General features: G+C 60.0%; 25 protein-coding genes. 11 read left to right on the plus strand and 14 right to left on the minus strand.

Features of this window, described 5'->3' with window-relative positions; translation table 11 throughout:
- Positions 1-37 precede the first annotated feature (37 nt).
- The 8 genes from KDL09_RS13550 to KDL09_RS13585 all read right to left on the minus strand — a co-directional run bounded on the left by KDL09_RS13550 (position 38) and on the right by KDL09_RS13585 (position 8,105).
- Positions 38-1,072: a polysaccharide pyruvyl transferase family protein gene (locus tag KDL09_RS13550; protein ID WP_294385960.1), complete on the minus strand. Its 1,035-nt coding sequence runs from the start codon at positions 1,070-1,072 to the stop codon at positions 38-40.
- Positions 1,069-2,370: a hypothetical protein gene (locus KDL09_RS13555; protein ID WP_294385963.1), complete on the minus strand. Its 1,302-nt coding sequence runs from the start codon at positions 2,368-2,370 to the stop codon at positions 1,069-1,071. The genes KDL09_RS13550 and KDL09_RS13555 overlap by 4 nt, the downstream gene beginning before the upstream one ends.
- A 67-nt stretch (positions 2,371-2,437) precedes the next feature.
- Positions 2,438-2,833, minus strand: a complete 396-nt coding sequence (locus tag KDL09_RS13560; RefSeq protein ID WP_294385967.1) for a response regulator — start codon at positions 2,831-2,833, stop codon at positions 2,438-2,440.
- On the minus strand, positions 2,830-3,630 hold the full coding sequence (locus tag KDL09_RS13565) for a HAMP domain-containing sensor histidine kinase (protein WP_294385969.1): 801 nt from the start codon (positions 3,628-3,630) through the stop codon (positions 2,830-2,832). Before KDL09_RS13565 ends, KDL09_RS13560 begins: the two co-directional genes overlap by 4 nt.
- 9 nt (positions 3,631-3,639) lie before the next feature.
- Positions 3,640-4,335, minus strand: a complete 696-nt coding sequence (locus KDL09_RS13570; RefSeq protein WP_294385973.1) for a hypothetical protein — start codon at positions 4,333-4,335, stop codon at positions 3,640-3,642.
- Between the two features lie 15 nt (positions 4,336-4,350).
- Entirely contained in the window at positions 4,351-5,100 is a 750-nt protein-coding gene (locus KDL09_RS13575; protein ID WP_294385976.1) for a sugar transferase, read from the minus strand.
- A 23-nt stretch (positions 5,101-5,123) separates the two neighbouring features.
- Complete coding sequence (locus KDL09_RS13580; RefSeq protein ID WP_294385980.1) at positions 5,124-6,665, minus strand: lipopolysaccharide biosynthesis protein; 1,542 nt, start codon at positions 6,663-6,665, stop codon at positions 5,124-5,126.
- Between the two features lie 15 nt (positions 6,666-6,680).
- The gene (locus tag KDL09_RS13585; protein WP_294385983.1) at positions 6,681-8,105 is read right to left on the minus strand and encodes a hypothetical protein; all 1,425 of its coding nucleotides are present in this window, start codon (positions 8,103-8,105) and stop codon (positions 6,681-6,683) included.
- 91 nt (positions 8,106-8,196) lie between these two features.
- On the opposite strand from KDL09_RS13585, the gene KDL09_RS13590 reads away from it, so the two are divergent.
- Together KDL09_RS13590 and KDL09_RS13595 are read left to right on the plus strand one after the other, a co-directional pair.
- Complete coding sequence (locus KDL09_RS13590) at positions 8,197-8,820, plus strand: polysaccharide biosynthesis/export family protein (RefSeq protein WP_294385986.1); 624 nt, start codon at positions 8,197-8,199, stop codon at positions 8,818-8,820.
- 17 nt (positions 8,821-8,837) lie between these two features.
- Positions 8,838-9,935 carry an ATP-binding protein gene (locus tag KDL09_RS13595; RefSeq protein ID WP_294385989.1) on the plus strand — a complete coding sequence of 366 codons (1,098 nt, stop codon included), beginning with the start codon at positions 8,838-8,840 and terminating at the stop codon, positions 9,933-9,935.
- 6 nt (positions 9,936-9,941) lie between these two features.
- On the opposite strand, the gene KDL09_RS13600 is transcribed toward KDL09_RS13595, so the two are convergent.
- Entirely contained in the window at positions 9,942-10,586 is a 645-nt protein-coding gene (locus KDL09_RS13600; RefSeq protein WP_294385992.1) for a hypothetical protein, read from the minus strand.
- A gap of 127 nt (positions 10,587-10,713) precedes the next feature.
- On the opposite strand from KDL09_RS13600, the gene glpK reads away from it, so the two are divergent.
- From glpK to KDL09_RS13630, 6 genes are all read left to right on the plus strand, one after another.
- Positions 10,714-12,204 carry a glycerol kinase GlpK gene (glpK, locus tag KDL09_RS13605; protein WP_294385995.1) on the plus strand — a complete coding sequence of 497 codons (1,491 nt, stop codon included), beginning with the start codon at positions 10,714-10,716 and terminating at the stop codon, positions 12,202-12,204.
- On the plus strand, positions 12,201-13,286 hold the full coding sequence (locus KDL09_RS13610; protein ID WP_294385998.1) for a GNAT family N-acetyltransferase: 1,086 nt from the start codon (positions 12,201-12,203) through the stop codon (positions 13,284-13,286). Before glpK ends, KDL09_RS13610 begins: the two co-directional genes overlap by 4 nt.
- Before the next feature lie 23 nt (positions 13,287-13,309).
- Positions 13,310-14,164, plus strand: coding sequence for a hypothetical protein (locus KDL09_RS13615; RefSeq protein WP_294385999.1), 855 nt, complete (start codon positions 13,310-13,312; stop codon positions 14,162-14,164).
- A gap of 241 nt (positions 14,165-14,405) precedes the next feature.
- Positions 14,406-16,496: an ATP-dependent DNA helicase RecG gene (gene recG, locus KDL09_RS13620; protein WP_294386002.1), complete on the plus strand. Its 2,091-nt coding sequence runs from the start codon at positions 14,406-14,408 to the stop codon at positions 16,494-16,496.
- Positions 16,497-16,589: 93 nt separating this feature from the next.
- Positions 16,590-17,369, plus strand: coding sequence for a hypothetical protein (locus tag KDL09_RS13625; protein ID WP_294386004.1), 780 nt, complete (start codon positions 16,590-16,592; stop codon positions 17,367-17,369).
- A 61-nt stretch (positions 17,370-17,430) separates the two neighbouring features.
- Entirely contained in the window at positions 17,431-18,459 is a 1,029-nt protein-coding gene (locus KDL09_RS13630; protein WP_294386006.1) for a hypothetical protein, read from the plus strand.
- On the opposite strand, the gene KDL09_RS13635 is transcribed toward KDL09_RS13630, so the two are convergent.
- A complete protein-coding gene (locus tag KDL09_RS13635) occupies positions 18,443-19,462 on the minus strand; it encodes a trypsin-like serine protease (protein ID WP_294386008.1) in 1,020 nt (339 codons plus the stop codon). The genes KDL09_RS13630 and KDL09_RS13635 overlap by 17 nt on opposite strands.
- 235 nt (positions 19,463-19,697) lie before the next feature.
- Here KDL09_RS13635 and KDL09_RS13640 point away from each other — a divergent pair, with 235 nt between their 5' ends.
- The gene (locus KDL09_RS13640) at positions 19,698-20,972 is read left to right on the plus strand and encodes a L,D-transpeptidase family protein (protein ID WP_294386010.1); all 1,275 of its coding nucleotides are present in this window, start codon (positions 19,698-19,700) and stop codon (positions 20,970-20,972) included.
- Positions 20,973-20,983: 11 nt separating this feature from the next.
- Here the strand turns inward: KDL09_RS13640 and KDL09_RS13645 are convergent, their stop codons facing one another.
- Both KDL09_RS13645 and mpl read right to left on the minus strand, forming a co-directional pair.
- Positions 20,984-22,099, minus strand: a complete 1,116-nt coding sequence (locus KDL09_RS13645; protein ID WP_294386012.1) for a hypothetical protein — start codon at positions 22,097-22,099, stop codon at positions 20,984-20,986.
- Positions 22,100-22,155: 56 nt separating this feature from the next.
- The gene (gene mpl / locus KDL09_RS13650; protein WP_294386014.1) at positions 22,156-23,541 is read right to left on the minus strand and encodes a UDP-N-acetylmuramate:L-alanyl-gamma-D-glutamyl-meso-diaminopimelate ligase; all 1,386 of its coding nucleotides are present in this window, start codon (positions 23,539-23,541) and stop codon (positions 22,156-22,158) included.
- 121 nt (positions 23,542-23,662) lie between these two features.
- Between mpl and KDL09_RS13655 the strand changes: the two genes are divergently transcribed.
- Both KDL09_RS13655 and KDL09_RS13660 read left to right on the plus strand, forming a co-directional pair.
- On the plus strand, positions 23,663-24,265 hold the full coding sequence (locus KDL09_RS13655) for an RNA polymerase sigma factor (protein ID WP_294386016.1): 603 nt from the start codon (positions 23,663-23,665) through the stop codon (positions 24,263-24,265).
- Positions 24,262-24,996 carry a DUF3379 family protein gene (locus KDL09_RS13660; RefSeq protein ID WP_294386017.1) on the plus strand — a complete coding sequence of 245 codons (735 nt, stop codon included), beginning with the start codon at positions 24,262-24,264 and terminating at the stop codon, positions 24,994-24,996. The genes KDL09_RS13655 and KDL09_RS13660 overlap by 4 nt, the downstream gene beginning before the upstream one ends.
- A 10-nt stretch (positions 24,997-25,006) precedes the next feature.
- Here KDL09_RS13660 and KDL09_RS13665 read toward each other — a convergent pair whose 3' ends face one another.
- Complete coding sequence (locus tag KDL09_RS13665; protein ID WP_294386018.1) at positions 25,007-25,414, minus strand: hypothetical protein; 408 nt, start codon at positions 25,412-25,414, stop codon at positions 25,007-25,009.
- A 16-nt stretch (positions 25,415-25,430) separates the two neighbouring features.
- Positions 25,431-26,429 (minus strand): cobalamin-independent methionine synthase II family protein, encoded by a 999-nt coding sequence (locus KDL09_RS13670; RefSeq protein WP_294386021.1) that lies wholly within the window; start codon positions 26,427-26,429, stop codon positions 25,431-25,433.
- Between the last annotated feature and the right edge of the window lie 94 nt (positions 26,430-26,523).

Below are 26,523 nucleotides of genomic sequence, written 5' to 3' on the forward strand. Positions count from 1 at the left end.
CGTGATCAGACACCAAAACGCAGCCTGCAGGATGCTGCTATGTTAATGATGCCAGAATGGCGGCCCGCAATGCGTCACGTGCGGACTGGAGACTCGCCGGAGCCGTGGAGTCGGACATCAAGTCGGTACGTTGGTCGATGCCGAGGAGGCGCTCGCCAAGTTTCAGCTCTTTGAACGCGTCGATGATCTTGTGATCTTTGGTCGGATCACAGACGGCCCAGGCGTTGGCTCCGAGGCAGAGGGAGGTGAGTGCCACATGGAGGCGGTTTGAGAGGATGAGCGATGAACCGCGGTAAGTGTGGGCGAGATTGCCGAGGGTGACCTCGGCCAGAGAGGTTCCGAGGCCCATGGCGTTGAGTTCTGCTGCGACGGCACGCACGCAGGCTTCATCCCGTTCCACCTGCCACGTGAGGGTGATCGGCAGCGAGTGCTGTCTTGCATAGTGGGCCGCCAATTCAGCGACCTGCTTCACGAATGCCGGACGTTTCTCCTCCGGGTAATAGTCGAAACGAAAAGAGACGATGAGTCCGTGTTTGCCGGTTGCCGGCGGTTCTTTGCCGAAGAGCAGGACGATGAGATCAGGTGCACATGAAATGTTTCTCTGGTTCTGAAACATTCGGACGCGTTCGAGACTGCCCTGATCGCGCACCAGGGTGTGGTGGGAGATCAGCACAAGAATCTTTTCCAGCAGTGCTCCCAGGCCCGTGTTGTGCGGAATGGATTTTCCGAGCCGCATGTAGCGCACACCGAGCAGGCGGTAATAAAAGGCAAAAACGACGGGAACCACATGCCGCCAGCCCGCTTTGCCGGCATGTCCGGGAGGGGCGATGATGACATCGAAGTACTTTCGGCAGAGGAGCAGCTTCAAATAGTAGCCGAGATCACGTCGGGTTGAAAAGATGACTGGCGAAGGGACATCGGCTGTCACGGCCTCACGAAACTTATAGGAGACACCGGAGACATCAAAGAGCATGCAGTCTGCTCTTTCGGCCAGAAGATCGATGAGCAGTTTGTTGATCAGCAGGTCGCCCAGATTGGAGTCCTGAGTCTTCATCAAGTACAGGACTCTCATGGCGTGCGGAGAATTTTGAAGGTGGCGGGAAGGTTGAAGAAAATCATGTCCACCGTGGCCAGCATGATGAAGGCGTTCGTGGCCCCCCAGCCGGTGAACGCAAACGCGGCAACACCGAACGCAGCGAGGCTCGTGACGGAAGTGACGAGCAGGAACCGCCGCTCATGCATGCCGATGAGAAAATAGGCGCCCCAGTATTTGATCAGAAGGCTGGCGAGAAAATACGCCCCGCTGATCACGTGCCAGCGGTTTACCAGCAGCCCATGGCCAAACAACAGGCTGCTGCCGCGGCTGATCAGCGCATCAGGAAACACCGCTACGATCAGCGGAGTGGCGCTGAGCAGCACGGTTATGAGATAGGCGCGGCGGATCCATGCACCCTGGTGTTGTTCCAGGGCCTGTTTGATGGCGGGGATCATCGGGCCAAAGATGAGTGTGGCGGAGTTGCGGATGAGCAGGGAGATGCTCATCAGCGCCGAATAAATTGCCAGATCAGCGGCCCCCGATTTGGAGTCCAGAATAAACTTCAGCAGTTCGCGCGGGAGATTGGAGGAAAACTCAAAGATGAGGTAGATCGAGCCGCCGAAGAAGAGCGTCTTACAGATCTCCATCTGAACGGCCCCTTCGCGGATGCGGTAGTTCGACCTGAGCTCGCGCAGACTGTAGAAGTACAGCGGCAGTGTCTGAACCAGACAGGTGATGGTGATGAGAAACCAGATCCTGGGATAGAACGGAAACAGCAGGAGCATGGCGGCGGCCAGCGCGTTGCCGAGGCCGTTGTAGAGGTAGGACCGGTGCGCCTGCAGAGCTGCGGTCTCAATGCGGATGAAGGAGTTGCACTCCGCACGCATGACCAGGCTGAGTGCAAACATGAGGAGCCCCAGAAGGTGCTCCTGCACAGAGGATCTTACCGACCCTGCGAAGCTGGGGGACAGAAAGGTGAAAAGCGAGGCTCCTACCGCACCAATGACCGATACGTAAAAGGTGAGCGTGAGCGAGGTGCGGATCACATCCGAGTTCTTGTGATCGAGCCTGGTGCCGGAGAGCAGGGAGGTCAGGTTTGGTCCACCAAACACCTGCGCGGGGGATTGCAGGATGAAGAGTGCGATGAACAGGGAATACAACCCGTAGCCATCTGCTCCGAGGTGGCGGATGGCCAGGGGAATGGAGGCCAGTTGCAGCACCGCGCCCAGGGCCTTGCTCACCAGGCCGGAGGAGATGACCTTCACGAACACCCTGCCATGCACATGCAGGGAGGCGTCAGCGCCAGCCGGGTTGGGTTCCATACGTTCTGGCATCGAAATGGCGGTGGTGCAGATTCCAGGCGGCGTTCGCCGCCGGGTGGGGACAAGGCGCTGAACCTGGCTACTTGGGCAGATGTTTTTCGATGAACTCGATCATCTGGTCGGTCGTGGCGGGTTTAGCAAGGAAGGGGAAGCCGCTGATGATGCCGCCGTGTGCGTGCAACTCAGCCTCGCGCACCGTCGCAGTGTGAAAGACGACGGCAATGTGCTTGAGCCGCGAATCATTCTTCAGACGATAGATGATGTCCGCACCGTCGAGATCAGGCATCATGACGTCCAGCACGACGAGGTCGGGAACGAAGTCCATGATACTGTCGAGCGCCTTGAGCGAGTCGTTCTGCTCACGGACCTCATAGCGGCCCGTGTCTTCCAGGTTCATGGCCATGAGGCTGGTGATGAACGGTTCGTCATCAATGAGCAGGATCTTCTTCTTCGCAGAATCGGGAGAGTCGCTCATGAGTCGGTTGGGAGTGAAGATTGTATGGCGGATTTCAAGGTCAAAACGGCCAGCACGCCACCTTCCGGTCGGTTGCCTACCTCTAGTCGCCCATGATGCAAATCAACGATCTTTTTTGCCACGGTGAGGCCCAGCCCTGCGCCTTTGCCGGCTGTCTTGGTGGTGTAAAACGGTTCGAAGATGAGAGGTATCTGGCTCTCATGAATGCCGTGGCCGGTGTCGGCAATCTCGATGACCACTGCATGGTCGCCGGCGCGGAACCAGGACTGCCGTTGCCAGCCTTCGCGTTCGCTGCTGGTGAAAACTTTGGCGGAGGAGGTGATGGTGAGTGTGCCACCATTGGGCCGCATGGCGTCGAGGGCGTTGGTGCACAGACCTGCAATAGCATCGGTCATGTGCGCTTTGTCCACCAGAACGGTCGGAAGACCCGGTGTTAGGTGCTTTTCGATCTTAACCTTGCCGTCCAAGAGGAGCGAGCTGAGAGCGGCTTCAACAAGATGGTTGGCGTCTTCGGTCGTCATGCTGGTCTCAATGGGTGCACAAGTCTGAAGCATGCTTTTCATCGCCTTGTCGATGCGCTCAGAGCCTTGGCGCAAATAGGCGACGATCTTTTTGCGCAGGTCATCTGTCATGGGCCGCGGCCCGGCCAGCAGATCGGTGGCGAGTACGATCTGGCTGAGCGGATTGCACACCTCGTGCGCGATGCTGGAGGCAAAGTGTGACAGCGCTCCGCCCTCCTCCAACTTCTGGAGGGGGGAGTGGGACGGGGGAGGGTCCGTTGGAGCGGCGCTGTTCATGATGTGAGGCTATGACAGGGCGGCGGCTTCTCCCGTTGCATGATCCAAAATGATTTCAGGTGTTACCACGACGCCATCAAGTCGGGTATTCGGGCGGATGAAACTGCGGCGCAGAACATAAGAATCGGTGACATGCACACCGGTGGCAATGACGCATTCTTCCCCGATCACGACATTTGGGCCGATGGCGGCGCCACTGATGGTGCAGCCGTTGCCGATCCAACAGGGGGCATGGAAGACGGTGTCCTTGGAGATGCTGCAGTGATGACCGATGACGACTCCGGGCGCGATCTGTGTCTCAAGTTCGGGCAGTTGCGTGCCAAACTTGTGCAGTTCCAGAAGCCACTTTTTGACAATTGCGAACCAGGTCCTTGTGGCGGGCTGGTCAGGCAGACAGGAGACGAGCGCTGTGCCCCGCTGAAGTTGAATGACGCCTTCGGAATCTGCGAAGGTGCAGGCGTCCGTGGCGGCGTCAGGCAGTCCAGTTTTGATCGCGGCCCGCTTGCACAGGGGGAAGGTCTCGGCAACAAAAGCGGCGAGTTTGGCGTCATGTTCCTCCAGCCAGAGAGTCAGCGAGGCGTTACTGCGGAAGAGATGATCCATCCAATGCTCAATGACACGGCTGTGACCGATCTCCCAGAGAAAAAATGGCTCGTTGTTGAGCAGAATAGGCGACTTGTTGCGGAGAATGGCGTCGGCGTTCATTGTCGGGGGAAGAGGTCAGTTGCCGCCTCGGTTTTTGAGCGCAATTGGAACGGTCATGAAAAGGATTTTAAGGTCCAGCCAGAGGCTTTGCCTGGCGGCGTACTTCAAATCGAGGCCGATCGCTTCGTCATGAGTGATCTTGCTGCGGTTGCTGACCTGCCAGAGGCCGGTGAGACCGGGCTTGATCTTGTGGCGCAGCAGATCGCGCGGCGTGAACTCCGCCACCTCCCACATCGCGAAAGGACGCGGGCCGACGAGACTCATGTCGCCATTGATGATGTGGAAGAGCTGCGGCAGCTCGTCGATGGAAAACTTGCGCATGAACTTGCCAAACGGGAGAATGCGCGGGTCGTTCGGATATTTCTCCTCGTCCGAGAATTTCAGCAGCGCCTTGCGCAGCTTCAGCACGGATTCGTTCTCTGGATCGACGAAGTGCTGGGCGGTCTTGCTGATCTTATGCTCCTGAATCTTCTTTTCGATGGCCTCCGCATCACGACGCATGGTGCGGAATTTCATCATCGGGAAGAGGCGTCCGAGTTTCCCAACGCGCTTGCCCGCGAAGGTAACCGGACGGCCATCGACGATGATGATGAGCAGCGCGGCGGCGATGAGTAGCGGTGAGAGCATGAGCACCACCAGAGAACCACAGGTGATGTCGAGCGCCCGTTTGGCACCCTTGCGCAAGCGGTGCCGCAGGTGATGACGTGCCAGCAGCAGCCATGCGGCGAGGTTTTGTCCGAAGCTGGTCTTGGAGATCTGAATCATGGCATCGTCGGGAGGTGAGAAGATCAGGTGGCTTTGCTTTTGGAACGGTTGCGCAGCATGGGCAGCAGTTCGCGCACGCCGGGTAGCGAAGAACGGCCTGCGGGAAGAAGAAGGAGCATGAGCAGGAAAACAACTCCGGTGATGATCGTGGCCAGCACCGCGCCGATAAAGGGATTGATCCATGGCAGCGAGACCAGCGGCGAGTGACGGAAGCCGTACAAGGCCGCCAGCGCTGCGAGTGAGGCCAAAATCAGCGGGACGGCGGTTTTGCAGATATAACCCGTCGGCACAGGCCCGGAGCGTCCCACATAGTAGAGAACAATGGGGGTGCGGATGAGCAGGCTGGAGATCGCGAAGCAGATCGCGACCATCTTGGTGCTATAAACGACACCAATGGCAATCGCCGCGATGAGAAAGACGCTGGATATGAGCTCCGCAAAAAACATCTCCCGCGTGCGCCCTTGTGAGATGAACAGATAGCTGGTGGTGTAACGCACGGGCTCGGCAAAGGCCATGATGCCGAGCCACATGAAGATTTCCGCGGCGGAGATCCACTGTTTTCCCAGAACGACTTCGATCACCCAATCCGCCGCGCCGACTGTGACCACGATCACCGGCAGCGTGAGCAGCAGCACCATCTGCAACACCTTGCCGTAGGCGTCACGATAACTCCGCGCCTCGTCAGTCATGCGGCTGAGCGCTGGGACCGTCACCTCGCCAATGGGCAGGTTGATCTGTGAAAGCGGCATGACCAGCAGTTGATAAGCACGCATGTAGTAGCCGAGTTGTTGCGTGCCCCAGAAACGGCCGATGAGCACATTGTCCACGTTTTGGATCCAGTAGCTCACCATGCGAAATGCCGCCAGCCAGCCGCCGAGGCCAATCATCTCGCCTACACCGCAGTTGCGATGCCACGTGCCAGGACGCCAGCCGCATGCGATCCACGATGAGATTGTCGTCACGCCCATGAGCACGAGTTGCGACCACACCAGCGCCCAGTAGCCGTAACCAAGACAGCCAGCCACCACGGCCGCCGTGGTGCCGCAGCCAAGCGCGAGCAGGTCGATCTTCATGATCGTGCCGAAATGCATCTGACGACGCAGCAGCGCCTGATGCTGCACTGAGAGCCCTGAGACGACAAAACCCGCCGCCAGCGTGCAGATGACGACAAACAATCGCGGTTCGTGATAAAAAGACACCACCAGAGGAGCAGCGGCGAGCGTGAGCAGGGCGAGCAGCAGACCAAAGCCGGTGTTCACCCAAAACAATGTGCTGACCTGTGCGTGCGTGATCTCTGGGCGCTGGATTGTCGCAGCGGAGAGACCGAGGTCCTTGAGAATGGTCAGGAAACCCACCAAACTCGTCACCATGCCGACGAGGCCGAAATCGTCCGGCGAGAGCAGGCGTGCCAGCACGACCATGTTGATGAGCTGGAAGGCGAACTTACCACCCTGTGCGAGCAGGGTGATCACGCCACCACGCACCGCCCGGCCCTTGAGATCCTGATGCAGATGGTCAGTGCGCAGGAAGCGTTCCGGGCCGGCATCTGGTGCTGCGTTGCTCATGCGTGAACGGGCCGGTTAAAAATAGCGTGTGAGCTGCACGCCCACCTGGGAACGGTTGACGTCGGCTCCCTGCACATCACTGCGGGTGCGTTGATGCCACTGGTAGAACAGCTCGATGTTGGTCCGGTTGTACTCACGGTCTATTTCACCACGATACCCCAGCGCTAAGCGCAGCATGGGCTCCCAGTCGCGCCTGCCGGTGTCATAAAGTCGGCGGATGACCTGCACAGCAGCGGTGGAGTAAAAGTGGGGGCTGAAATCGTGCGAGATGTCCGGCCCAAAACGTATCTGGCGAAACAGTGCGCCCTGCGCCAGCACCGACGGGGTGTTGGCCACCCGCAGGCTGGTGTTGATCCGGGTTTTCTCTGAAACCTGCCAGTAAACCGAACTCATGGTCACCAGGCTGGTTTTCATGCTTTGCGGCGGGGAGCGCTGGAACTCGCGCCATTCGATGCCGGTGCGGGTGTTGAAACCGAATTTCGTCGTGGGTCTCCAATCGATCAAAATCAGCGCCTGCTGGTAGTTCTGGCTTCCCAGGGCACGCTGCTCGTAGATGATGCTGCCAAACTCACTGCCAATCCCCAGCTTCGTCTTCGGCGACAGCTCCCAGTTCAAGCCAAGATCACCTATCCATTCAGACCGGTTGGAGGTGGCCTGTGCGACGGTCAGTTTCCGGTAGGTTCCCTTGCCTCTCAAAGTTGTTCGTGGCGTAATCTTGTACTCCTGCAATGCGGAGGCATCCAGCAAGGTGTAGTTCATTTCAGGGGAGGTGTTTTCCGAAGACGCCAGAATGCGTTCATCATACTCCAACCGCAGGACAGAGCGTGAAACCTCGTTCACCCGCCCTGTTTCACAGAGAAAGTGCTGGGCATAATCATCCACCTCCTCCCCTAAATGGTAGTAGAAGGTCGGCACATACAGCAGGCTGGTGTAGTACTGTGACCGGCCTGAGTTTGGCCCGCTGATCCAGCCCTGAGGATCGCCGAGGTCGAGTTTGATGACCGGGGAGATTTCAAAAACAGTTTCACTCTTCTTGCGATTGCTGGTCAGGAAATCAATGTTGTCGGTGTAGAACAACGTGGACTGCAGGCCTAGTGCGACGTTCGCATTGATGTCGCCGGCCAATCCCCAGGTGTACGGCTGAAATCCAGATGACGAGGCGGCGCTCTGCCAGCGTCGGGGTTCTGAGGTGAGATCCACATCGGGATTGGCTGCACGTCTGGAGGACTTCGAAAGTGTGACAAACGTGGTCCCGTCATCCGGCGGTGGGAGCAATGTGGAAGGCTCCATCAAGCCCAATGGTCCTGGCAATGAAACGAAGCCGTCAGAATATCGCGGTGCCGCCTCTTTTTTGAGCGGAGTGGCAGCCGTGGCGGCCGTGCAGGTGAGCACGATGGCCATCAGGTTGCCGGGCAGCAGAAATGCAGCGCGTAATTCCACAAATCATTAAGTGGATATGGGAGGAAATCGTCAAGGCAATTCACAATCCTTTGTATTGACACTTACGAATCAATCCAGTAACCACAATTCCATGAAGCTTCCAACTACGTGTGGCCCGTCGGCTTTGGGACTTTGTTTATTGCTCTCTGCTTGTGCTTCGAAGAGCGAACTGCCGCCGCCGCCGCCGCCGCCGGCATCAGCGGCTCATTACTCCATCCAGCCGGGAGACCTGCTGGGCATCACCTTCGCCGGTGAGCCCGATCTCGGACAGCAGGCACGGGTGGATTGGAACGGCATGATCAACGTCCCGACATTGTCCTCCGAAGGTAACGCCGAGATCCGGGCCGCTGGTTCGAGTCCCTCCGCGCTCGCATCCAGACTCAGTTCCTACGCTGTGGACAACAAGATTCTCGTCAAGGCACGGGCGCAGGTGCAGGTCATCGAGTACGTCAGCCTGGCGTACTCCGTGCTGGGTCAGGTCGCCCAGCCCGGCCGCTATAATTTCCCTCGTGGCGTGGAGCCGCGCCTCACCGTCGAGGAAGCCATTGCTCTGGCGGGCGGTTACACACGCCTCGCCCGGCAGTCAAAGGTGCTGCTGAAACGTGGAAGCCAGGTTTATGCCCTCGATTTGAAAAAACATGCCACACAGCCAGACCAGCAGCCGATTGTTATCATTCCCGGCGATGTCATCACGGTGTCGGAGCGCATGTTTTGAGCTTTCCAAAGCGAGCCATGATTTCCGCCGAGTGCAGAGCCACCTTTGTCAGTCTTCTGGAATCTGAGCTCAAGCAGCAGCAGGTTGAGCCGGTTGTTCGTGAATATCGGGCCGGCGAGGTAATCTTCGAAGAAGGGGATCCCGGTGACGGTCTCTACGCCATCCTCAATGGTCTGGTGCGCATATCCGCCTTCGTCAGCCAATCAAACAAGCATGCGCTCCGTGAATTTGCGGCGGGTGATTTTTTCGGCGAGATGGCCATCATCAACAACGCTTCGCGTTCAGCCACGGCGACGGCGCAGCAGGACTCGCGTCTGTTGTTTGTTTCACGTGACCAGGTCACCGACCTTATGGAGCAGTCGCCGCAGCTCGTCTTTGCGCTGCTGCATGCGTTCAGCCTGCGCATGCGTGAGACGAACAGCCACTTTGTCCATGAGATGCTTGAGGCCGAGCGGCTTTCGCTCATGGGGCGTTTCGCGCGTTCCATCGTGCATGATTTGAAGAATCCGCTCAGCGTCATCGCCCTCGCCGCAGATGCCACCGCGTCCGAACGCGCCAGCCCGGAACTGCGGGCGCAGGCAAAAAAACGCATTCATCAGCAGGTGCAGCGCCTCACCCACATGCTCAACGAGCTGCTGCGTGTCAGCGAAGGGTCCACCCAGCATGCACTGGAACCGGTGAACTTCGCCACCTACTTCGCCGAGGTGATCGACCAGACGCGTGACGAGTTGGAGAACAAAAAAGTCGTCGTCGAGGTGCAGGCCGCCGCGCCTGACATTGTTCTGCCGCTCAACACCCGCCGCCTCGACCATGTCTTTTTCAACCTGTTCAACAACGCCGCCGACTTCATGCCCGACGGCGGCCGCATCATGGTGCGTTTCGAACAGAACCCGCGCGAAATCTACGCCGAGGTCGAGGACACCGGCCCGGGGTTCAAGCCCGGCATCGTGGACAAGCTCTTCACGCCCTTCTTCACCGACGGCAAGCCCACAGGCACCGGCCTCGGCCTCTCCATCTGCAAAAACATCGTCGAAGACCACGGCGGCCGCATCTGGCCGAAGGAGGTGGCCGGCTGCGGCGGTGTGTTCTGCTTCACGCTGCCGTTGAAGGCGTGAGACGGCTTACTTGTTCAGCACGAGACGCAAAGTGCCGTTGTGGATGTCCATCGATCGAATGCCAGCGAGGAACTTTTGCAGCGCCGGATCGCTCTCCACGTTTTCGGCGACGAGGTCGATGCCCTTGATGTCGCCGATCCAGCTGTTTGGCAGCGAGATGCCGCCGAGGCTCAGGTCGTCGAGTTTGAGCGACAGCTTGTGTTCAGCCGACAAGCTGGTGCCGAAGGTGAAACGCAGACGGATCTTCTGATTCGGGAAAATCGGAAAATCTTCCGGTGCTTGGAAGATGATCGCTGCGGAGACATTGCCCTCGCCGAATTTCACCTGCACGTTCTCTCCGAGCTGCTGCTTGGCCAGGTAGGCGTTTACCTCCCGCTCGTTGACAATGATCGTGCGGTTCGCCTCGTCTGCCGGGATGGCGTCGGGATTGTTGAGCGCCTCCAGTTTGTTATCGAACGCCGCCTGCTCGCTGGCGGTGAGGCTCACGGGCGTGATGGGGGAGGGATAGAACGTGTGTTTCACCCAGAGCGCGCCGGTGGCGGCGGCGATGCCCGCGCAGCCAAGAATGACTCCGAGGGTGATGAGGACGATCTTTTTCTTGGAACGCGCACGCGGAGCGGCGGGCGCTGCGGATTCAGGGATGGTTTGCATGGCGGTGGGATTGGATGGTTTCGCCACCATTGTATTCACTTTGAGGTAAAATCGCCATCTACATGTTGCCCGGCAGATTGTAAGGCATTGACTCAGACTGTGGGTCTTGGGAACATCACGATTAACCATGAAATTCATCCTCGCACTCGACCAGGGCACGACCAGTTCACGCGCCATTCTCTTCAATCACGACGGCGGCATCGTGGCGACGGCGCAGAAGGAATTCCGGCAGATTTTCCCGAAACCGGGCTGGGTGGAGCACGACGCGCAGGAAATCTGGGCCACGCAGGCGGGTGTCGCTTCGGAGGTTTTGCACAAGGCGCATGCGAAGGCCTCGGATGTGGCCGCCATCGGCATCACGAATCAGCGGGAGACGGCGGTAGTGTGGGATCGCAAAACGGGGAAGCCCGTCTGCAATGCGATCGTGTGGCAGGACCGCCGCACGGCGCCGATGTGCGACAAGATGCGCGCACAGAAGCTCGATCGCTTGATTCAAAAAAAGACCGGTCTCGTCATCGATGCCTACTTCTCCGCCACGAAGGTGCAGTGGATGCTGCAAAACGTGAAGGGACTCAAAGCGCGCGCCGCGAAGGGCGAACTTGCCTTTGGCACGGTCGATTCCTGGCTGCTGTGGAATCTCACCGGCGGCAAGGTGCACGCGACGGATGTGAGCAATGCCTCGCGCACCATGCTCTACGACATTCGCAAAGGCGACTGGGATGACGAACTGCTGAAACTCTTCGGCGTTCCGCGTTCCATGTTGCCGGAAGTAAAGGATTCGAGCGGCGTGTTTGGCGAGACTTCGCTGCTTGGCGGCAGCATTCCTGTCGCGGGCATCGCGGGCGACCAGCAGTCCGCGCTCTTTGGTCAGGTGTGCACAAAACCGGGTCTGGTGAAGAACACCTACGGCACCGGTTGCTTCATGCTGATGAACACCGGCACGAAGCCGATCACCTCGAAGAACAAACTGCTCACCACCATCGCGTGGCGCATCGGCGGACGCACGGAGTATGCGCTGGAAGGCAGCGTGTTCATCGCCGGCGCGGCGATTCAGTGGCTGCGCGACGGCCTGGGCATCATCAAGACCGCGCCCGACGTTGAGGCGCTCGCCGCGAGCGTGCCGGACACGGGCGGCGTTTACATGGTGCCCGCGTTTGCAGGCCTCGGTGCGCCGCATTGGGATGCGTATGCGCGCGGCACGCTCGTGGGCATGACGCGCGGCACCACGGCGGCGCACATCGCGCGTGCGGCGCTGGAAGGCATCGCCTTGCAGGTCATGGACATCTTGAAGGCGATGGAGGCCGATGCGGGCATCAAGCTGAAGGAGCTCCGCGTCGATGGCGGCGCGAGTGTGAACAACCTGCTCATTCAAATGCAGTGCGACTTGCTTGGTGTGCCGGTGGTGCGTCCGAAGGTGAATGAAACCACCGCGCTCGGTGCCGCGTGCCTCGCAGGTCTCGCTGTCGGCTTCTGGAAGAACGTGGCCAACATCTCGAAGCACTGGCAGGTGGACCGCAAATTCAAGCCGGCCATGAAGGCCGCCGCACGCGCCAAAATCACGCAGGGCTGGAATCGTGCGCTCACCCGCGCCAAAGCGTGGGAGGAAAAAACCGCATGAAGCACCGCGAGTGGATCAATCCGCCCTGCCCGCTGCTGCCGGAGGAAAACCGGCATTACGATCACACGGATGTCGAGGCGCTGAACCACGAGCGCGGCCCGCTGTTTTATGAAACGGCGCTGCACTATGCGCAGAGCCTGTGGCGGGAGGGCTTTCCGGCCAAAAGCATCCTGCTCATCAACCGTGCGCTGTCGCTGCCCTTGAAGCGCGACGAGCCGATCCTCGCGAAATGGCCGCTGCCGTATCAGGCGCTCATCTGGATCCTGCAGCACCGCGTCGAGGGCCAGTTCATCGGCAATCCGCGCCGTCACTGGCAGCATCTCGCCACGCGCATGGTCGAGCCGAACAAGGAGCTGCGCACCTGGCGCGCCTGGGCCTGCTGGTATCTGGCGAAAACGATCCTGCCGGAGATCGAGTTCCCTTCGGATCTCAAACAAGTCCGCGAGGAAAAGCTCGTGAAGCCCACGCGCGATCAGATCGCCGCCAATCTGCAGCGGCTCTCACCGGCGAATGATCTCGAGGTGTGGCAGCAGGCATTGCAGACCATCAAAGACGCCATTCATCCGCTGCCCGCGCGCATCCGCCGCATCGGACCGGACGAACTCACCACCGTGCAGCAGCTCGGGCATGCGATCTGGCTCGCGTGCTACCCCGGCATCATCAGCGACGCGCAGATCCACTACATGCTCTCCATCTGGTATCAACCCGGCAACATGGCGCACGAGATGCAGGCGCGCGACGTGTGGTATGCGCTGGTCGAGGTCGAGGGGCGCGGCGCGGTCGGCTACATCTCGTTTGAAAAGCTCGCGCATGAGCCCGTGCTCTTCATCAACAAGCTCTACCTCCTGCCCGAAGTGCATGGTCTCGGTCTCGGCGGTCTGACACTGCGTTGGGCCGAGGACCGCGCCCGCGACCTGCGCTGCAAAAGGGTGCGCCTCCGCGTCAACAAACGCAACGCCGCCGCCATCCGCGCCTACCTCCGCCATGGCTTCCACTTCACCGAAGACGTCTGCAGCGACATCGGCAGCGGCTTCGTCATGGATGATTATGTGATGGAGAAGGTGGTGGGATCGACAATCTAAAAACTTCTCGGGCAACATTCTTCATGAAACGGTTCGTCAAATTCACCATCTACGAGGCGGAACTAGACTCTGAGGTCTGCGGAAACACGCTGCGTGCAAAAGAGATGAAGCATCTCAAGAAAAAATGGCCTCAGTTCTTCCCACCCAATTTGGTGGGCTTTCATTTGCAGGATGAACTTGGCGATCCGGTAATCGATGATGTGATTAAATACCTGCGCGCCACGGGTCGAGAACCAAACTGGAAGAGAAATCCTAGTGTCCCCCGCGAGCATCCGTCACAGTTTCAAATTGTGGGCGAGCGCGTCTGGGAGCCGGCCGACTTCGACAGCGCGGCCTATTTTCGCTGGGTCGTCAATGCCAAAGCCTGCGAGGGGAGAAGGCTGCCACCCGATGGCACCTTCGAGGTCGAGTTTAGTTCCTACCGAGGCAGAAAAATCGGCATCATGCAAAACTACTGGAATCCGATTTGCTCGGTGGAGTGCCGGGCGGAACTCGAAGCGCAGAAATTCAAGGGACTGTCTTTTCGTCCCGTGCAGGTCAAGAGCCGCAAGCCTGAAAAGCTCGTGCTCTGGCAAGTTTGGAGCAGCATCACACTGCCTCCAGTGCTTAACAAGGTGACGGGTTTAGAGGGCGAGCCATTTGATCCGGCCACCAGCAAGGTGTGCAGCATTGACGATTTGTACCGTCCTCCTGAGTATCGCTTTCCCATCGCCAAAGTGAAAGAACTCGAGCCTTTCGACATCGCCTTGACCACTGAGTGCTGGGGCGGCTCTCCAGCCCACTTCCGCGAACCGGCTATCATCGTCTCCCGTCGGTTCCGTGAGTGGTTCATGACGCAAAAGATACCGGTGGAGTGGTGGCCGGTGGCATTGGAGTAGGCCGCCAACCTTCTCCGCCATTATTCGCGCATGCAGCGAGGTTGTTTGAGAAGGAGCGCACGCGTCCCGCGTGCTGACTTCAGCGTCCCCGCTGAAGTCCGTTCCAAGATGTGTTTGGGTCGCAGAATGTTGAGAGGGGAATCGCTCATCCTCGGACGGTTTCCCGCGAGGACGCGTGAAACGGCACGCGGGACGCGTGCGCTCCTGTTGACACTTGCGAGGACGCATTCCATCTCAGGCTGTGATTCCACTCGATTTATCTCTCGCCGAAGTTCCTGGTCTGCCCGCGCATGCGGCGCGGACGTTGGCGAAGGAGGGCGTCAAAACGGTGGCGGATGTGGTGTGGCATCTGCCGTTCCGGCATGAGGACCGGCGGCAGATGCAGGCGCTGGCGTTCCAGTCGGGGTTGCTGCCGTCCTGCCATCATGTGCTGGTGACGAAGACGGGAAACAAGTTTTTCGGCCGCCGTTCGGGCATGTTTGAGGCGGTGGTGCAGCATGCGGGCGGGATGCTGGGTCAGCAGCTCACCCTGCGCTGGTGGAACATGCCGTTCATGAGCCGCGTGATCGCGGAGGGGATGGAATTGATCGTGTATGGCGTGATCAAGGACACGAAGGGCCGACTGAGCATGGCGCATCCCGAGTATGAGATCGCCAAAGGCGGTGCGGACGACGATGCGGAGCAGATTCACACCGGGCGCATCACGCCGATCTACCGCCTGAAGGGTGCGATGACGCAGAAGGCGCTGCGCGTGGCGGCGTGGCATGTGATTCAGGCGTTGCCGGATTCCTTTGTGGACGACCTGCTGCCGACGCCAAGCGCCGAGGGTGAGTTCGCGGGACTGACGCGATCGCTGGCGCTGCGCGAGGTGCATTTTCCTTCGAGCATGGAGAAGCTGGAGCAGGCGCGGCGCTATCTCGCGCTGGAGGAGTTTTACGGCTATCAGCTTCGCGTGGCGCGGCGAAAGCGGCGCGTGATCGAATCCGGTGGTCGTGCGCAGAAGGGCACCGGCGAGCTGCTGCGCGATTTTTTCAACGAGCTGCCCTTCCAGCTCACAACTGCGCAGCAGCGCTGCCTGGACGAGATTCATCGCGATATGGCCTCGGGAAATCCGATGAACCGCCTGCTGCATGGCGATGTGGGCAGCGGCAAGACGGTGGTGGCCTTTGCGGCGATGCTGCGCGCGGTCGAGTCCGGTCGTCAGGCCGTGCTGATGGCGCCGACGCAGATCCTGGCCGAGCAGCATGCGCGCAACGCCCGCAAGTGGCTGGAGCCGCTGGGTCTGCGTGTGGCCTTGCGAACAGGCAACAAGCGCGAGGACGGTGATGATTTCGAATTGATGCGCGGCAAGTTGAGCGAGGGAAAGGCGGAGATCGTCATCGGCACGCACGCGCTGCTGCATGATGCGGAGCTGATGCACAACACGGGCATCGTGGTCATCGATGAGCAGCACAAGTTTGGCGTGGCGCAGCGGGCGAAGCTAATCCGCAAGGGCGACACGCCGGACGTGCTGGTGATGACGGCGACGCCGATTCCGCGTACGCTCACGCTGACGATCTACGGCGATCTGGAAGTCTCGACGATCGACCAGAAGCCGCGCGACGGCGTGAAGATCGTCACAAAGGTGAGACCGAAGACGAAGCTGAAGGACGCGGCGAAGTTTTTGCGGGAGCAGATCGAGGAAGGGCGCCAGGGCTATATCGTGTACGCGTTGATCGATGAATCGGAGAAGCTGGAGGCCGGTGCGGCGACGAAAGGACACGAGGAATGGTCCAAGCTGCTCGCGCCGTGCGAAGTCGGGCTGCTGCATGGTCGCATGAGCGCGGAGGAGAAGGAGGATGTGATGAAACGCTTCCGCGCGGGCAAGCTGGACGCGCTGGTTTCGACGACGGTGATCGAGGTGGGCATCGACGTGCCGAACGCAACGGTGATGTTCATTCACGATGCGGGCCGGTTCGGCCTCGCGCAGCTTCATCAGCTCCGCGGTCGCATCGGGCGTGGGGCGCACACGAGCTACTGCGTGTTGTTTGTCGATGATAAGGACACCGACAACCGCCAGCGACTCGCGATCATGGAGGAGACGAGCGACGGCTTCCAAATCGCCGAGGAAGATCTGCGACGTCGTGGTCCGGGTGATGTTCTCGGCCATGCGCAGAGCGGTCAGGCGCCGCTGCTGTTTGGCGAACTGCTGGCAGACACGCGTCTTGTGCGTCTGGCGCGGCAACTTGCTGAGAAGACGCTGGATGAAGATCCGCAGTTGCAGCGTCCGGCCTTGGCGGCGTTCCGGGAGGAACCGGTGGGGGTGGAAAAGGCACAGGCGATGATGCAATGATGCTCAGGGAGGCTGTTTGATAAATCTTCCAAGTTATGGTTTGTTTAAGAAAGCTTGACGAATCGAGGTTTTGCCCGGTCAGTACCGTGTGTCATGCATCCTCTTGCCCCCAGCCGAGCGCCTGTTGCGCTCATTGATCAGACCGAGGTCGCTCGTCAGCGGCGTCGGCGGGGGAAGCCGCGTGTCGAAATGATGCGTCTGGCTGTGATTCTGGTGGCCGGATCGGCGGTGGCGTCGGGAGTTTGGTGGCTGAGGGAGGAGACGCCTCATCCGCATCCCGAGGAGGCGGTTCGGGAATCTCCGCTGGTGGAGGCGAGGAGTCTGAAACCGCTGCTAGAAACGACCCAACCGGCGAAAATGGCGGCCTATGCGATGAAAAAGGATGCCGGTATGGCGAATCGCGCACCTGTGGAAGTGCGCATGGAGATTCCGGAGCCTGTGGCGTTGCCAGTGTGGTTGGTGGCCGATGGCGCGAGATCGGCGGAACTGCTGCGGCAGGAACTGCGTGAACGCGGTGCCAGGCAGATGGGCAAGGCGGTGCGTCTGGCGATGCTGAATGTGGCCGAACTTCTTGCCATGGATGAAGAGGCTTGGGACACGGGTCTGAAGACGGTGGCGGCCAACGAGAACCAGACTTCGGCACTGCTGCTGACGTTTTATCTCCACTATTTGGATCACGGTGGCGATGCCGCAGGAGTGGCCGCTTTGCGCAAGGCCGTTAACGACGGGGTGCCGCAGGCGCGCGCGGTCAGAGAGCATGTGCTGGCCGGGCGAAGTGTGGAGGAGTTTGAGCGGGAGATGGGTGCGGCGTTTGCTGCGGCGGGAATCGAACTGCATTTCACGCGACGGGGCGGAGCGGTGTTCCATCCGTGAGGAATTCCGGGGAGAATCCTTTTGCTCGACCGATGTTTCGCATTAATCCCTGAGCATCTGCATGAAAACCTCCTGGCCCATACGCCTCGTGCGCGCCCTCTTCTTTGCCTTCTCGGTTTTCATCGGCATGGCGATCGCGATGGGGCTGGATCAGGAAGCGTGGAAGGGGGCGGTGAGCGGAGCCGTCTTTATGGGACTGCTTTTGGTGCTGGATGCCATTTTTGTGCAGTTCACTCTGCGTGATTTTTCGCATGCTACTTTGGGTTTGGCGGTCGGATTGTTCTGTGCATGGCTGATCACAAGAGTGGGTGTCTTCCAGCTCGCGTACTTTCAGAATCACGCGGACGGCGAGGCGTTGCAAAATGTGGTCGAGATCTGTGTCTATGGCACATTTGCTTTTTTCGGTGTCACTTTTGCCCTGCGCAGTGATCGGGATCAGTTTGCTTTCCTGATTCCCTATGTGCGTTTTCGGCGAGATGGTTCCGAAGGCGAGCCGATGTTGCTGGACGTGAATGCGGTCGTCGACGCCCGGCTGCCGGGAGTGTTTGCCACTGGTTTTCTCAGCGGTGCGGTGGTGGTGCCGCGCTGTGTTTTGGATGAGCTTCAGCGGCTCTCAGATTCCACCGAGCCGGCGGAAACACTGAGAGGCAAGCGTGGTCTCGAGATGATGGAGAAGCTGCGTGCCCGGCCGGAGATGCAAGTTTCCATTCATGAGGATGGCGCCGGAGCGACGGACGTTCCTCTGGAAACGAGGTTGGTGACGCTGGCACGCGAGCTCAATGCGCGCCTGCTGACCAATGACGACAATCTCGCCAAAGTGGCGCGTCTGCGCGGCATCACGGTGCTCAGCTTTCGCGAGCTCGCGGCAGCGCTGAATCCTGAGCTCGGTGTCGGGGATGAACTTCGGCTGGCGCTGACGAAACCGGGCAAGGACAAGAACCAGGCCGTGGGATACCTGCCGGATGGCGCAATGATTGTCGTAAACAATGCCTCCGCCCAGATCGGTCAGACGGTGGATGTGGTGGTCTCAGGCACTTTGCCGACAAGCGCGGGACGTCTGGTCTTTGCGGAGATCAAACCAGCGTCGTAAAACGTCTGCGCCGCAACAGACTGCCGGCGGCAGCGAGCAATATCAGGAAAGCCGACTGCGGCTCCGGCACCACGGCGATGGACATTATGGCCGCCGCATTCGTCGAGATGCGCGAGGCGTACATGCTTGAGGGGTTGTCCAACGGCAGGTCGGGGATAAGTGTCCAGCCGAACGCATCCGACCCTTGGTAGAGCCCGCCACGATCAAACAAGGCGGCGTCGAATTCGGAACCGTCTCCCACGATGTTGTTGGTGTCGAACTGGCCGTCGATGCTGTAGTTGATGCCCGCCAGTTTCCACACACCGCCGTCGTTGACAAACACACCGCCGCCGGAATCGCCATTGGATAGCGTGGCTTCTTCCACGGTGCCGCTGGCGCTGAAATTCGCCGTGAGCAGGTCGCCGAGAGCACTGGAGTAAACGCCGCTCACCGTGTTGCTGCCCCAGCGTGTGATGCCGTCGGGCGAACTGTCCTCCCAACCGTGCAAAACGCCGCTCACCATGACGTCTGCTCCGCGTGGACCGCCGCGTCCCATCGTCACCATGGTCAGTCCCACCTCGAGAGATCCGGTGTAGAGCGGCGCATAATTCGAAAAGTATTCCTGCACCTTGAAAATTCGCAGGTCGGTGCCCGCGATGTCCCAATAACCGATGCCGCTGTTCACCGTGGTGTCGATGTTGTAGGTGACGTCCGAACCGCCGTTGAAGATGCCGCTTTGCGTGAAGGTGGTTCCCTGTGTGCCGAAGTGCTGCGCGGTAATAAAGTACTGCGGAGCGATCATGGTTCCGAGATACGCACCATAGAGGCCTTCATACTGCCAGCCCGAATCCTCGAAGGCGCCAGTGGGTGCCGTGGTGTTATGATTCGAATCTGCCGTGTCGTAGAATAACACCGCGCTGCATGGCTCGATGCTCAGGCAAAACACCGCCAGCATGCAGAACAGGATGCGCGAGCATGAGGCGGTTGAAGATTTGGACGGCACGAACATTAAGTACCATCTCATTACTTGTTTGAATTACCATAAAACTTTGCTGAGAGCCTTCAAAATCATGTCTTTGGCGGTAGGCATACAGCTATGCGTGCTTACCTGATGGAGGCTCGTCGAAATCGCGCCTCGACACTCCGGTCATTTTTGTTATGGATGCCACGTTTGTGACTCAAAAATGAAACGTGGCTGGCTCAACATGCTGAGTGCTTGCGTGCTTCCACCGCTCGTCGGTGTAGGAGTTTGCGGGGGCATGATCCATCTGCTGAAGGGACACGAATTGTTCCGCGTGGAAGGAGAAACTTTGCCCACGGCAGCAGTGAGTCAGGTGAGGAAGGGCAGGCTGAGCGAGACTTCCGCGGAGATTCGCACGGCGCTTCCCGTCGATGCGCCGTTCGATCCGGTGCGCGCTCCGCAGGTACTGCCCAGTGCTGAAAAGGCAGCGGTTCGAAATGCGGCCGAGACTGCGAAGGCGAAGCCCGTGGTGCCTGCGAGGCGGGATAGCGTGGAACCGGTCGCGGCGGTTGTTCAGAAACCCGTCGTGCCAGCAAAAGTCATCGCTGTCCAACCGGCTGTCTGGCGTCCGATCCATGATCCCATCACCGAGCATTGGACGCGACTGATGCCGCGTACTGAGGCGTTGCCGCAAGCCTATCAGGCGGTGCTCAATGATGATGCTGAGCATCTGGCGAGGATCATTGCCATGGGCATCTCACCTCACGAAATGACTTTGGGGGGCGATACGGCGCTCTGCGCTGCGGTGCGCATGGGACGAGCGGAGTGTGTCCGCGTGCTCGCGCTTTCCGGCGTGGACATGAACCAGCCCGCTCATGAGAAGCAGCCGCCGATCGCAATCGCCTCTCTCCGTCGCAATGAAGAAGTGCTCAAGGCGCTTCTCGACGCTGGAGTGGACCCCAACACGCGCTTTAAAACGCCGGTTCTCAAGGCTGTCATCGACCGCTGCGTGATCAAAGACCTGCGCAATGCGCTGGAGAGCGATCGCGGCATCACGCCGCTCATCTGCTGCTCGGCTCGTGGAGATGTCGAAGGTGCCGTGACACTGATGCGCGCCGGCGCCAAGCCTGGCATGGGCACCACGCGCTATCATCGCTACCCGATCAATTTCGCCGCCACCCAGGGCTACCTCTTCCTGATGCGTGTGCTGCTCGGTCGTGATCCGGATTCAGAGCCGGACACGCTCGTCACAGTCGATCTCTCTAGCCAGCGTGCCTGGGTGACCAAGCGCGGGCAGATCATCAACAGCACCTCTGTCTCCACCGGACGCGAGGGCTACAGCACTCCGGCGGGGCGCTACGTCATCACCGACAAACACACCTCCCACGTTTCCACGCTCTATCACGTCGAGATGCCTTGGTTCATGCGTTTGAACTGCGGTGCCATCGGCCTGCACAGCGGCTACGTCACCGGTCGTCCCGCTTCGCATGGCTGCATCCGGTTGCCCTACCAGAAAGCGAAGGAGTTCTTCAGTCAGGTGCGCGTTGGAGACGAGGTGCAGATCGTTCACTGATCCGGCTGGCCTCAAAAGACGACGCCCCAGCCGCCATCGGCTGTCACCAGCGGAGCTGCGTAACTCCACAGCTTTCCTTTGGCACTGCCTTTGATGTTCAGCGGCTTGCCGTCTGGGTCGAACACCCGCCAGTGAATCGTTCCGGCCTTGCCCCAGCTGGAGCCCTCCACCCAGGTGCGCAGTTCTTCGCCTTTGGCATTTAAAACGGATCGCGGATGGTTCATGATCGTCTTCGGCGCGTCGGTGGAAGCGCTCAAGGCATTGTTCGTCCAAGACTGCAGTTGAAACTCACGCACCCATTGCACTCTCAGCTCGTTGCTCGAGTCACGACACTCCGCCGTGGTCATCGGGCAGGCTGACATCTGCCACTTGTCCTCCGCGAGCAGCTTTGGTGGAGTTGCGGCATTCGCGCCTGGAGGCAGTTCGATCAATCGGGCTCCCCGTCCGCTGCCGGCGACGGCTGTGCGGTACAAGATGGCGAGCGCGCCGCTGGCGTTCGCGCCGGCGGTCAGGCCGCAGCAGGCGCAGACGCCGAACGCTTCTCCCTTCGGAGTCCATGGTTCGCCAAACGTCAGGCCGTCATCGTTTGACTGGCGGATGAAAACACGGCGCGCAGCCTCGCCGGCGCCCTCCTGCAGACCGGCATGCCACACGATCCATACATGGCCTTTGCCATCGCTTGCCACAGCGGCACCGCCGTCCAGCTCGATCGTCGAACCCATCATGTCTTTGGGCTTCGAGGCATTGAAATACGCATCCACACGCGAGTAAAACAAAGCGCTGCCCTTGCCGCCTGCGGCGGTGCCACTGGCTCCGCTCCACAACACATGGCGAACGCCGCCCACGCCTGCCGCCAGCGTCGGCCCTCGCACGGTGCCGCTGGCCACGGCCATGGACTCTGGGGTGCTGATCTTGCGTGCGTTGTCCAAAGCGCCGTCCTGTCGCACGGTCGCTACGAACACATCACAGCTCGCAGGTTTGCCCTGGAGGTAAACGAGATGGGTGTTACCGCTCGGTCCGGCCACGCTGCGTGGCTGCATGGCATTGTCCGGAAGGCGAATGATCTCGACATCAGCCGCTACGGCGAGGGCGAACGAGAGAGGAAGCAGGAACAAAAGAGTTCTCATGGTGCTCCACAACGCTCGGAGGTTTCAACTACTCTCACGCCGCCTCTTCAGAAGGCTCAGAGAGTCTTGAGCAGCTTGTCGTGAATCCCGTCGAAGCCGCCGTTGCTGAAGACCACGATCACATCACCGCTGCGCGTCTCCTTCTTCAACCGGTCCACAATCGCGTCCGTGCTGGTTTCGAACCAGCAGGGTTTCCCGCGTGAGGTGACACTGAGCGCGACCTTGGCTGTGTCGAGGCGCTCATCGGCGGCCACCTTCTCCGGGTTTGCCACGGCGGCAATCACAGAGCCGTCAGCTTCGGTCAGTGCGTCGATCAATTCGTTCTGCAACACGTTGCGGCGGCTCGTGTTGGAGCGCGGCTCAAACAGCGCCCACAGACGACGGCCGCTGTAGCGCTGGCGCAGACCGCGCAACGTTTCACGGATCGCCGTCGGGTGATGGCCGAAGTCGTCGATGACGGTGATACCGTGGGTCGAACCACGTTCCTGCTGGCGGCGGCGGATGCCGCGGAAGCTGCACAGACCTGCGCGAATCTCATCATCACTCAATCCGGCAAAGCGGGCCGCGCAGACACACATCGCGGCATTGCGCACGTTGAACTCGCCGACCATGGGCACTTCAAAGGCGGCACCGTTGATCTCGAAATGCGTGCTCTTAGGCGCGGCTTGCGTGATCGTGATGCGGAAGTCGCACGTTGGTCCCAAGCCCACCGTCTTGAGCGGCGCAGGGCACTTGGCACGGAGCGTCAGGCAGTTGGGATCGTCGCCGTTGATCAGAACCAGGCCGTTGCGCGGCACCGAGTTCAGGAAACGCCGAAACGAGAGCAGGATCTCGTCGAGGTCGCGGAAGATGTCGGCGTGATCGAACTCGATGTTGTTCACGATCGCGCATTCCGGCAGGTAGTGAAGGAACTTGCTGCGCTTGTCGAAGTAGGCCGTGTCGTACTCGTCGCCTTCGATGACAAACAAGTTCGAATGCGTGAAGCGTGCGCCGGATTCAAAATTTTCCGGCACGCCGCCGATCATGAAACCGGGATCTTTGCCGGCATGCTCGAAGATCCACGCCAGCATCGTCGTCGTCGTTGTTTTGCCATGCGTGCCGCTCACCACAAAGCTGCGTTTGCCCTGAATCACTTCGCGCTTCAGCATCTCGGCCATCGAGACGTACGGAAGCTTCTTCTCCAGCAGCGTCTCGAGCTCTTCATTGCCGCGCGAGATGGCATTGCCCACGACATAGACGTCGGCGTTGAGCGGCAGATTCTCCGGCTTGTAGCCTTCGGTTACGGTGATGCCTGCATTGCGCAGCACGTCCGACATCGGAGGATAAACCTTCTCGTCCGAACCCGTGATCTGATGCCCCAAGGCCCGCAGCGCGACCGCGGTCGAGCCCATCGCGGTACCGCAGATGCCGATGAAGTGAATGTGCTTGGTGGTGGAGGCCATTGCTGAAAAAAGGGAGCCTGATTTAAGCCGGAATTTGCTCCCCCGTCCGCAAAAAGTTTGGCTTTGAGGGAATAAACCCCTCCCACAGCGGCTCCCATGTCGAAATGGTCCTCCCTGCTGCATGGAACTCGCCCTCGAATTCGGCATTGAACTGCCTGCACACCGCCCGATAGCTCGTCGCGTGACTGATTCCCCGCCCAGTTTCGAGCAGATCGTGGACGCCCACTACCAGGGCCTCCACCGTTTTGCCCTGAGCATGTGCCGCAGCGAGGCGACCGCCCAGGATCTGGTGCAGAACACCTTCCTCCAGTGGGCGCGGAAAGGCCACACCCTGCGGGATCTCTCGAAGGTGAAGACCTGGCTTTACACCACCATCTACCGCGAGTGGCTGAGCATCGCCCGGCGGGAGAAAAAACACGTGCAGGTCGAGTTCGAGCCTGAGGTGCATGGAGCCGTGCAGAACGATGACGACGGCGATGATCCGCGCGTGGACAGCGCCACCTTGCAGCAGGCGCTCGATGAGCTTGATCCCAACTACCGCGCTCCGTTGGTCCTGTTCTATCTGAAGGAACTGTCCTATCGTGAGATCGCCGAGTCGCTCGGCATTCCCATCGGCACGGTCATGTCACGTCTCTCCCGCGCCAAGGACCACCTGCGCTCCATTTTGCTCCGCCTTGAAGGCTCCTCCTCCGCCAATATCATCCCCGCCACCTTCACCCCGTGAACCGCGAAGAAGCCAGACTCGAACTCGACGCCACGACGCTCCGTCCGCAGGACGCCTCGCCGGAGGCGCGCGCCATGGCGGAGAAGGATCCACAACTCGCCGCCTGGCTCGAAAAGCGCACGGCTTTTGACGAAAGCGTGGCCGATGCCCTGCAAGCGATGACGGTCTCCGACTCGGGGTTGCGTGATCGCATCCTCATGGCGGCCAAACGATCCACGAAACGTTCCCGCCGCTGGGTTACGCCCACGCTCATCGCCGCCGCAGCCTGTGTGGCCTTCGGGTGGGTGATGTTCTGGCCTGGCAACGCCGCGATGGCCGCATGGGAATCCGAGTCCCTCCACGCCGTGGCGCAGGTGGAATACGGCGTGATGAAGCTCGACGAAAAAGCCGAGACTTACGAGGCCGTGCGGAAGCTGCTCACCGAACAGGAGTGTCCCTGCCCAAGCAAACTGCCGCAGGGCCTCGCAGGCCTGCGCACCTACGGCTGTAAACGCGTTCAGGTGGATGGTCGTGCCGCCACCATCATCTGTTTCGAACTCCAGCCCGGCAGGGAGGCGCACCTCGTTGTTTTCGACAACACGGGGCTCGGCAACTGCCCGGCGCAGGATGCGCCCTGTTTCAAGTCGGCACGCAACTGGCACTACGCCTCCTGGAGTCACGGCAGCCAGTCCTTCATGCTCGCCACCACCGGCGATGAATCGGCGCTGAAAAAGCTTTTTGAACTGGCGTGAGTCTTTCGGCTCACGGGATCTCGCTTACCACCACCTGGGTCTTTCCCAGCACCGCATGGCAGTTCACGCACTGCTGACGCAGGGAGGCAAAGGCGGCGCCTGAGCGCTTGGCGTCCTTCTTCTGAAGCGCCGACTTCAACTCGGCATACGGACCATTTTCCCAGGCCACCAACAACGGCTGAAGATCAACCATCGGACCGGCGGCAGACTTTTGCCTCGGGTCGCTGGTGATCGATTTGGAAACGCTGCCGTGCATGCGTTCCGCCATTGCGAGCGCTTCATCCCACTGCCCGTCCTGTTGAAGCTTGCGCGTGTCGAGCATTTTGCGCTGCGCGGCCTTCATGCGGTGGCTGTTGATGTTCATCATGGCACAGGATGCCAGAGTGAAAGCAGAGAGGATGACAAGAAGGCGTTTCATGGGTGCTGTGAATGAATCACCGCCCCTCGAATCTGTCACGGCCTTTTGCCAGCGCCTCGATCTTGCGGTCGGCGATGCTGCGTTTGAGCATCCAGAAGCCGCAGTCAGGATGGATGAACTTCACGCGGCCGGCACCAAGTTTCTTCTCCGCGGCTTCGATGCGGCGGGCGATCTCGTCGGCAGTTTCGACATGGTTCACCTTGATGTCCACGACGCCAAGGCCGACGCCAATTTTCGGATCGAGATCCTTCAGCGAATCGAGATCGGCAGCCGGGCGATGTGCGAGTTCGAGCACAAGGTGATCAGCATGCAGTGAGTTCAAAAAGCTGATCAATGCGGCCCATTCGCCCTTTTGAATCGTCTGGCCACCGTAGTTGCCGAAGCAGAAGTGCACAGCTTTCTGACCCTTCACGGCATCGAGCACGCGATTGATGCCCGCGGCGGCGATGGGCGCGTCGGCCGGGTTGCCGGGAATGTTCGCTTCATCGACCTGCACACAGTCGCACACAAGCTCGGCGGCTTGCGCGGCCAGCGCGTCGGCGATGGCCATGTTCAGCGCTTCGAAGTCGTTGTAGTGCGTGTCCAGCAGCGTGCGGGCGAGCATATAGGGGCTGGTGAGCGTGAACTTGAACGGACCCCCTGCCACCTTGCCCGCGCGGGCGCAGTCTTCGGCCAGGTTGAGCACGCCTTCGGTGATCGGACCGCGCACCACGGCGGCTGGCTTGTTGCGCCAGACCATTTCCTGCTTCGCGCGAAAGGCGGCGGTGTCCGCACGGCCCACGCGGCTGTCGATGCCGCCGAGCTTGTGGACGAAGTACTCGATCATGCCGTTCGTGTCGGGATGATTGACGTCGAAGCGATACAACTCGCCATCCGTCGGCAGATCGATGCCGGCCTGACGCTGCGTGTCGAAGACGACCCGCGTGGCGTCAATGACGGCAGACTCGCTGGGGAGCGCAGAGAGCCATTCAGGAACAGGATAGGAGCCGACAGTGGTGGTCTGGATGGTGGCCATGAGGCAGACTAGTCAGCATCCTTCGCCGTTGGAAGCCGCGAGTGCCAAAGTCCAAAGGGGCGAGTGATTCGGCCATGTTCAAGGACCGGGGGAC

The organism is Prosthecobacter sp. (genome assembly GCF_020439865.1).
Classification (GTDB): Bacteria; Verrucomicrobiota; Verrucomicrobiia; order Verrucomicrobiales; family Verrucomicrobiaceae; genus Prosthecobacter.

Coding starts and splice junctions, on each gene's coding strand:
- KDL09_RS13595 (WP_294385989.1), top strand. CDS start 8,838: ATGATTTCCGCCGAGTGCAGAGCCACCTTTGTCAGTCTTCTGGAATCT.
- KDL09_RS13640 (WP_294386010.1), top strand. CDS start 19,698: ATGATCCATCTGCTGAAGGGACACGAATTGTTCCGCGTGGAAGGAGAA.
- KDL09_RS13630 (WP_294386006.1), top strand. CDS start 17,431: ATGAAAACCTCCTGGCCCATACGCCTCGTGCGCGCCCTCTTCTTTGCC.
- KDL09_RS13635 (WP_294386008.1), bottom strand. CDS start 19,462: ATGAGATGGTACTTAATGTTCGTGCCGTCCAAATCTTCAACCGCCTCA.
- KDL09_RS13615 (WP_294385999.1), top strand. CDS start 13,310: ATGAAACGGTTCGTCAAATTCACCATCTACGAGGCGGAACTAGACTCT.
- KDL09_RS13570 (WP_294385973.1), bottom strand. CDS start 4,335: ATGAACGCCGACGCCATTCTCCGCAACAAGTCGCCTATTCTGCTCAAC.
- KDL09_RS13565 (WP_294385969.1), bottom strand. CDS start 3,630: ATGAACAGCGCCGCTCCAACGGACCCTCCCCCGTCCCACTCCCCCCTC.
- KDL09_RS13555 (WP_294385963.1), bottom strand. CDS start 2,370: ATGCCAGAACGTATGGAACCCAACCCGGCTGGCGCTGACGCCTCCCTG.
- KDL09_RS13560 (WP_294385967.1), bottom strand. CDS start 2,833: ATGAGCGACTCTCCCGATTCTGCGAAGAAGAAGATCCTGCTCATTGAT.
- mpl (WP_294386014.1), bottom strand. CDS start 23,541: ATGGCCTCCACCACCAAGCACATTCACTTCATCGGCATCTGCGGTACC.
- KDL09_RS13580 (WP_294385980.1), bottom strand. CDS start 6,665: ATGAGCAACGCAGCACCAGATGCCGGCCCGGAACGCTTCCTGCGCACT.
- KDL09_RS13600 (WP_294385992.1), bottom strand. CDS start 10,586: ATGCAAACCATCCCTGAATCCGCAGCGCCCGCCGCTCCGCGTGCGCGT.
- KDL09_RS13655 (WP_294386016.1), top strand. CDS start 23,663: ATGGAACTCGCCCTCGAATTCGGCATTGAACTGCCTGCACACCGCCCG.
- KDL09_RS13665 (WP_294386018.1), bottom strand. CDS start 25,414: ATGAAACGCCTTCTTGTCATCCTCTCTGCTTTCACTCTGGCATCCTGT.
- KDL09_RS13575 (WP_294385976.1), bottom strand. CDS start 5,100: ATGATTCAGATCTCCAAGACCAGCTTCGGACAAAACCTCGCCGCATGG.
- KDL09_RS13645 (WP_294386012.1), bottom strand. CDS start 22,099: ATGAGAACTCTTTTGTTCCTGCTTCCTCTCTCGTTCGCCCTCGCCGTA.
- glpK (WP_294385995.1), top strand. CDS start 10,714: ATGAAATTCATCCTCGCACTCGACCAGGGCACGACCAGTTCACGCGCC.
- KDL09_RS13590 (WP_294385986.1), top strand. CDS start 8,197: ATGAAGCTTCCAACTACGTGTGGCCCGTCGGCTTTGGGACTTTGTTTA.
- KDL09_RS13550 (WP_294385960.1), bottom strand. CDS start 1,072: ATGAGAGTCCTGTACTTGATGAAGACTCAGGACTCCAATCTGGGCGAC.
- KDL09_RS13625 (WP_294386004.1), top strand. CDS start 16,590: ATGCATCCTCTTGCCCCCAGCCGAGCGCCTGTTGCGCTCATTGATCAG.
- KDL09_RS13610 (WP_294385998.1), top strand. CDS start 12,201: ATGAAGCACCGCGAGTGGATCAATCCGCCCTGCCCGCTGCTGCCGGAG.
- KDL09_RS13670 (WP_294386021.1), bottom strand. CDS start 26,429: ATGGCCACCATCCAGACCACCACTGTCGGCTCCTATCCTGTTCCTGAA.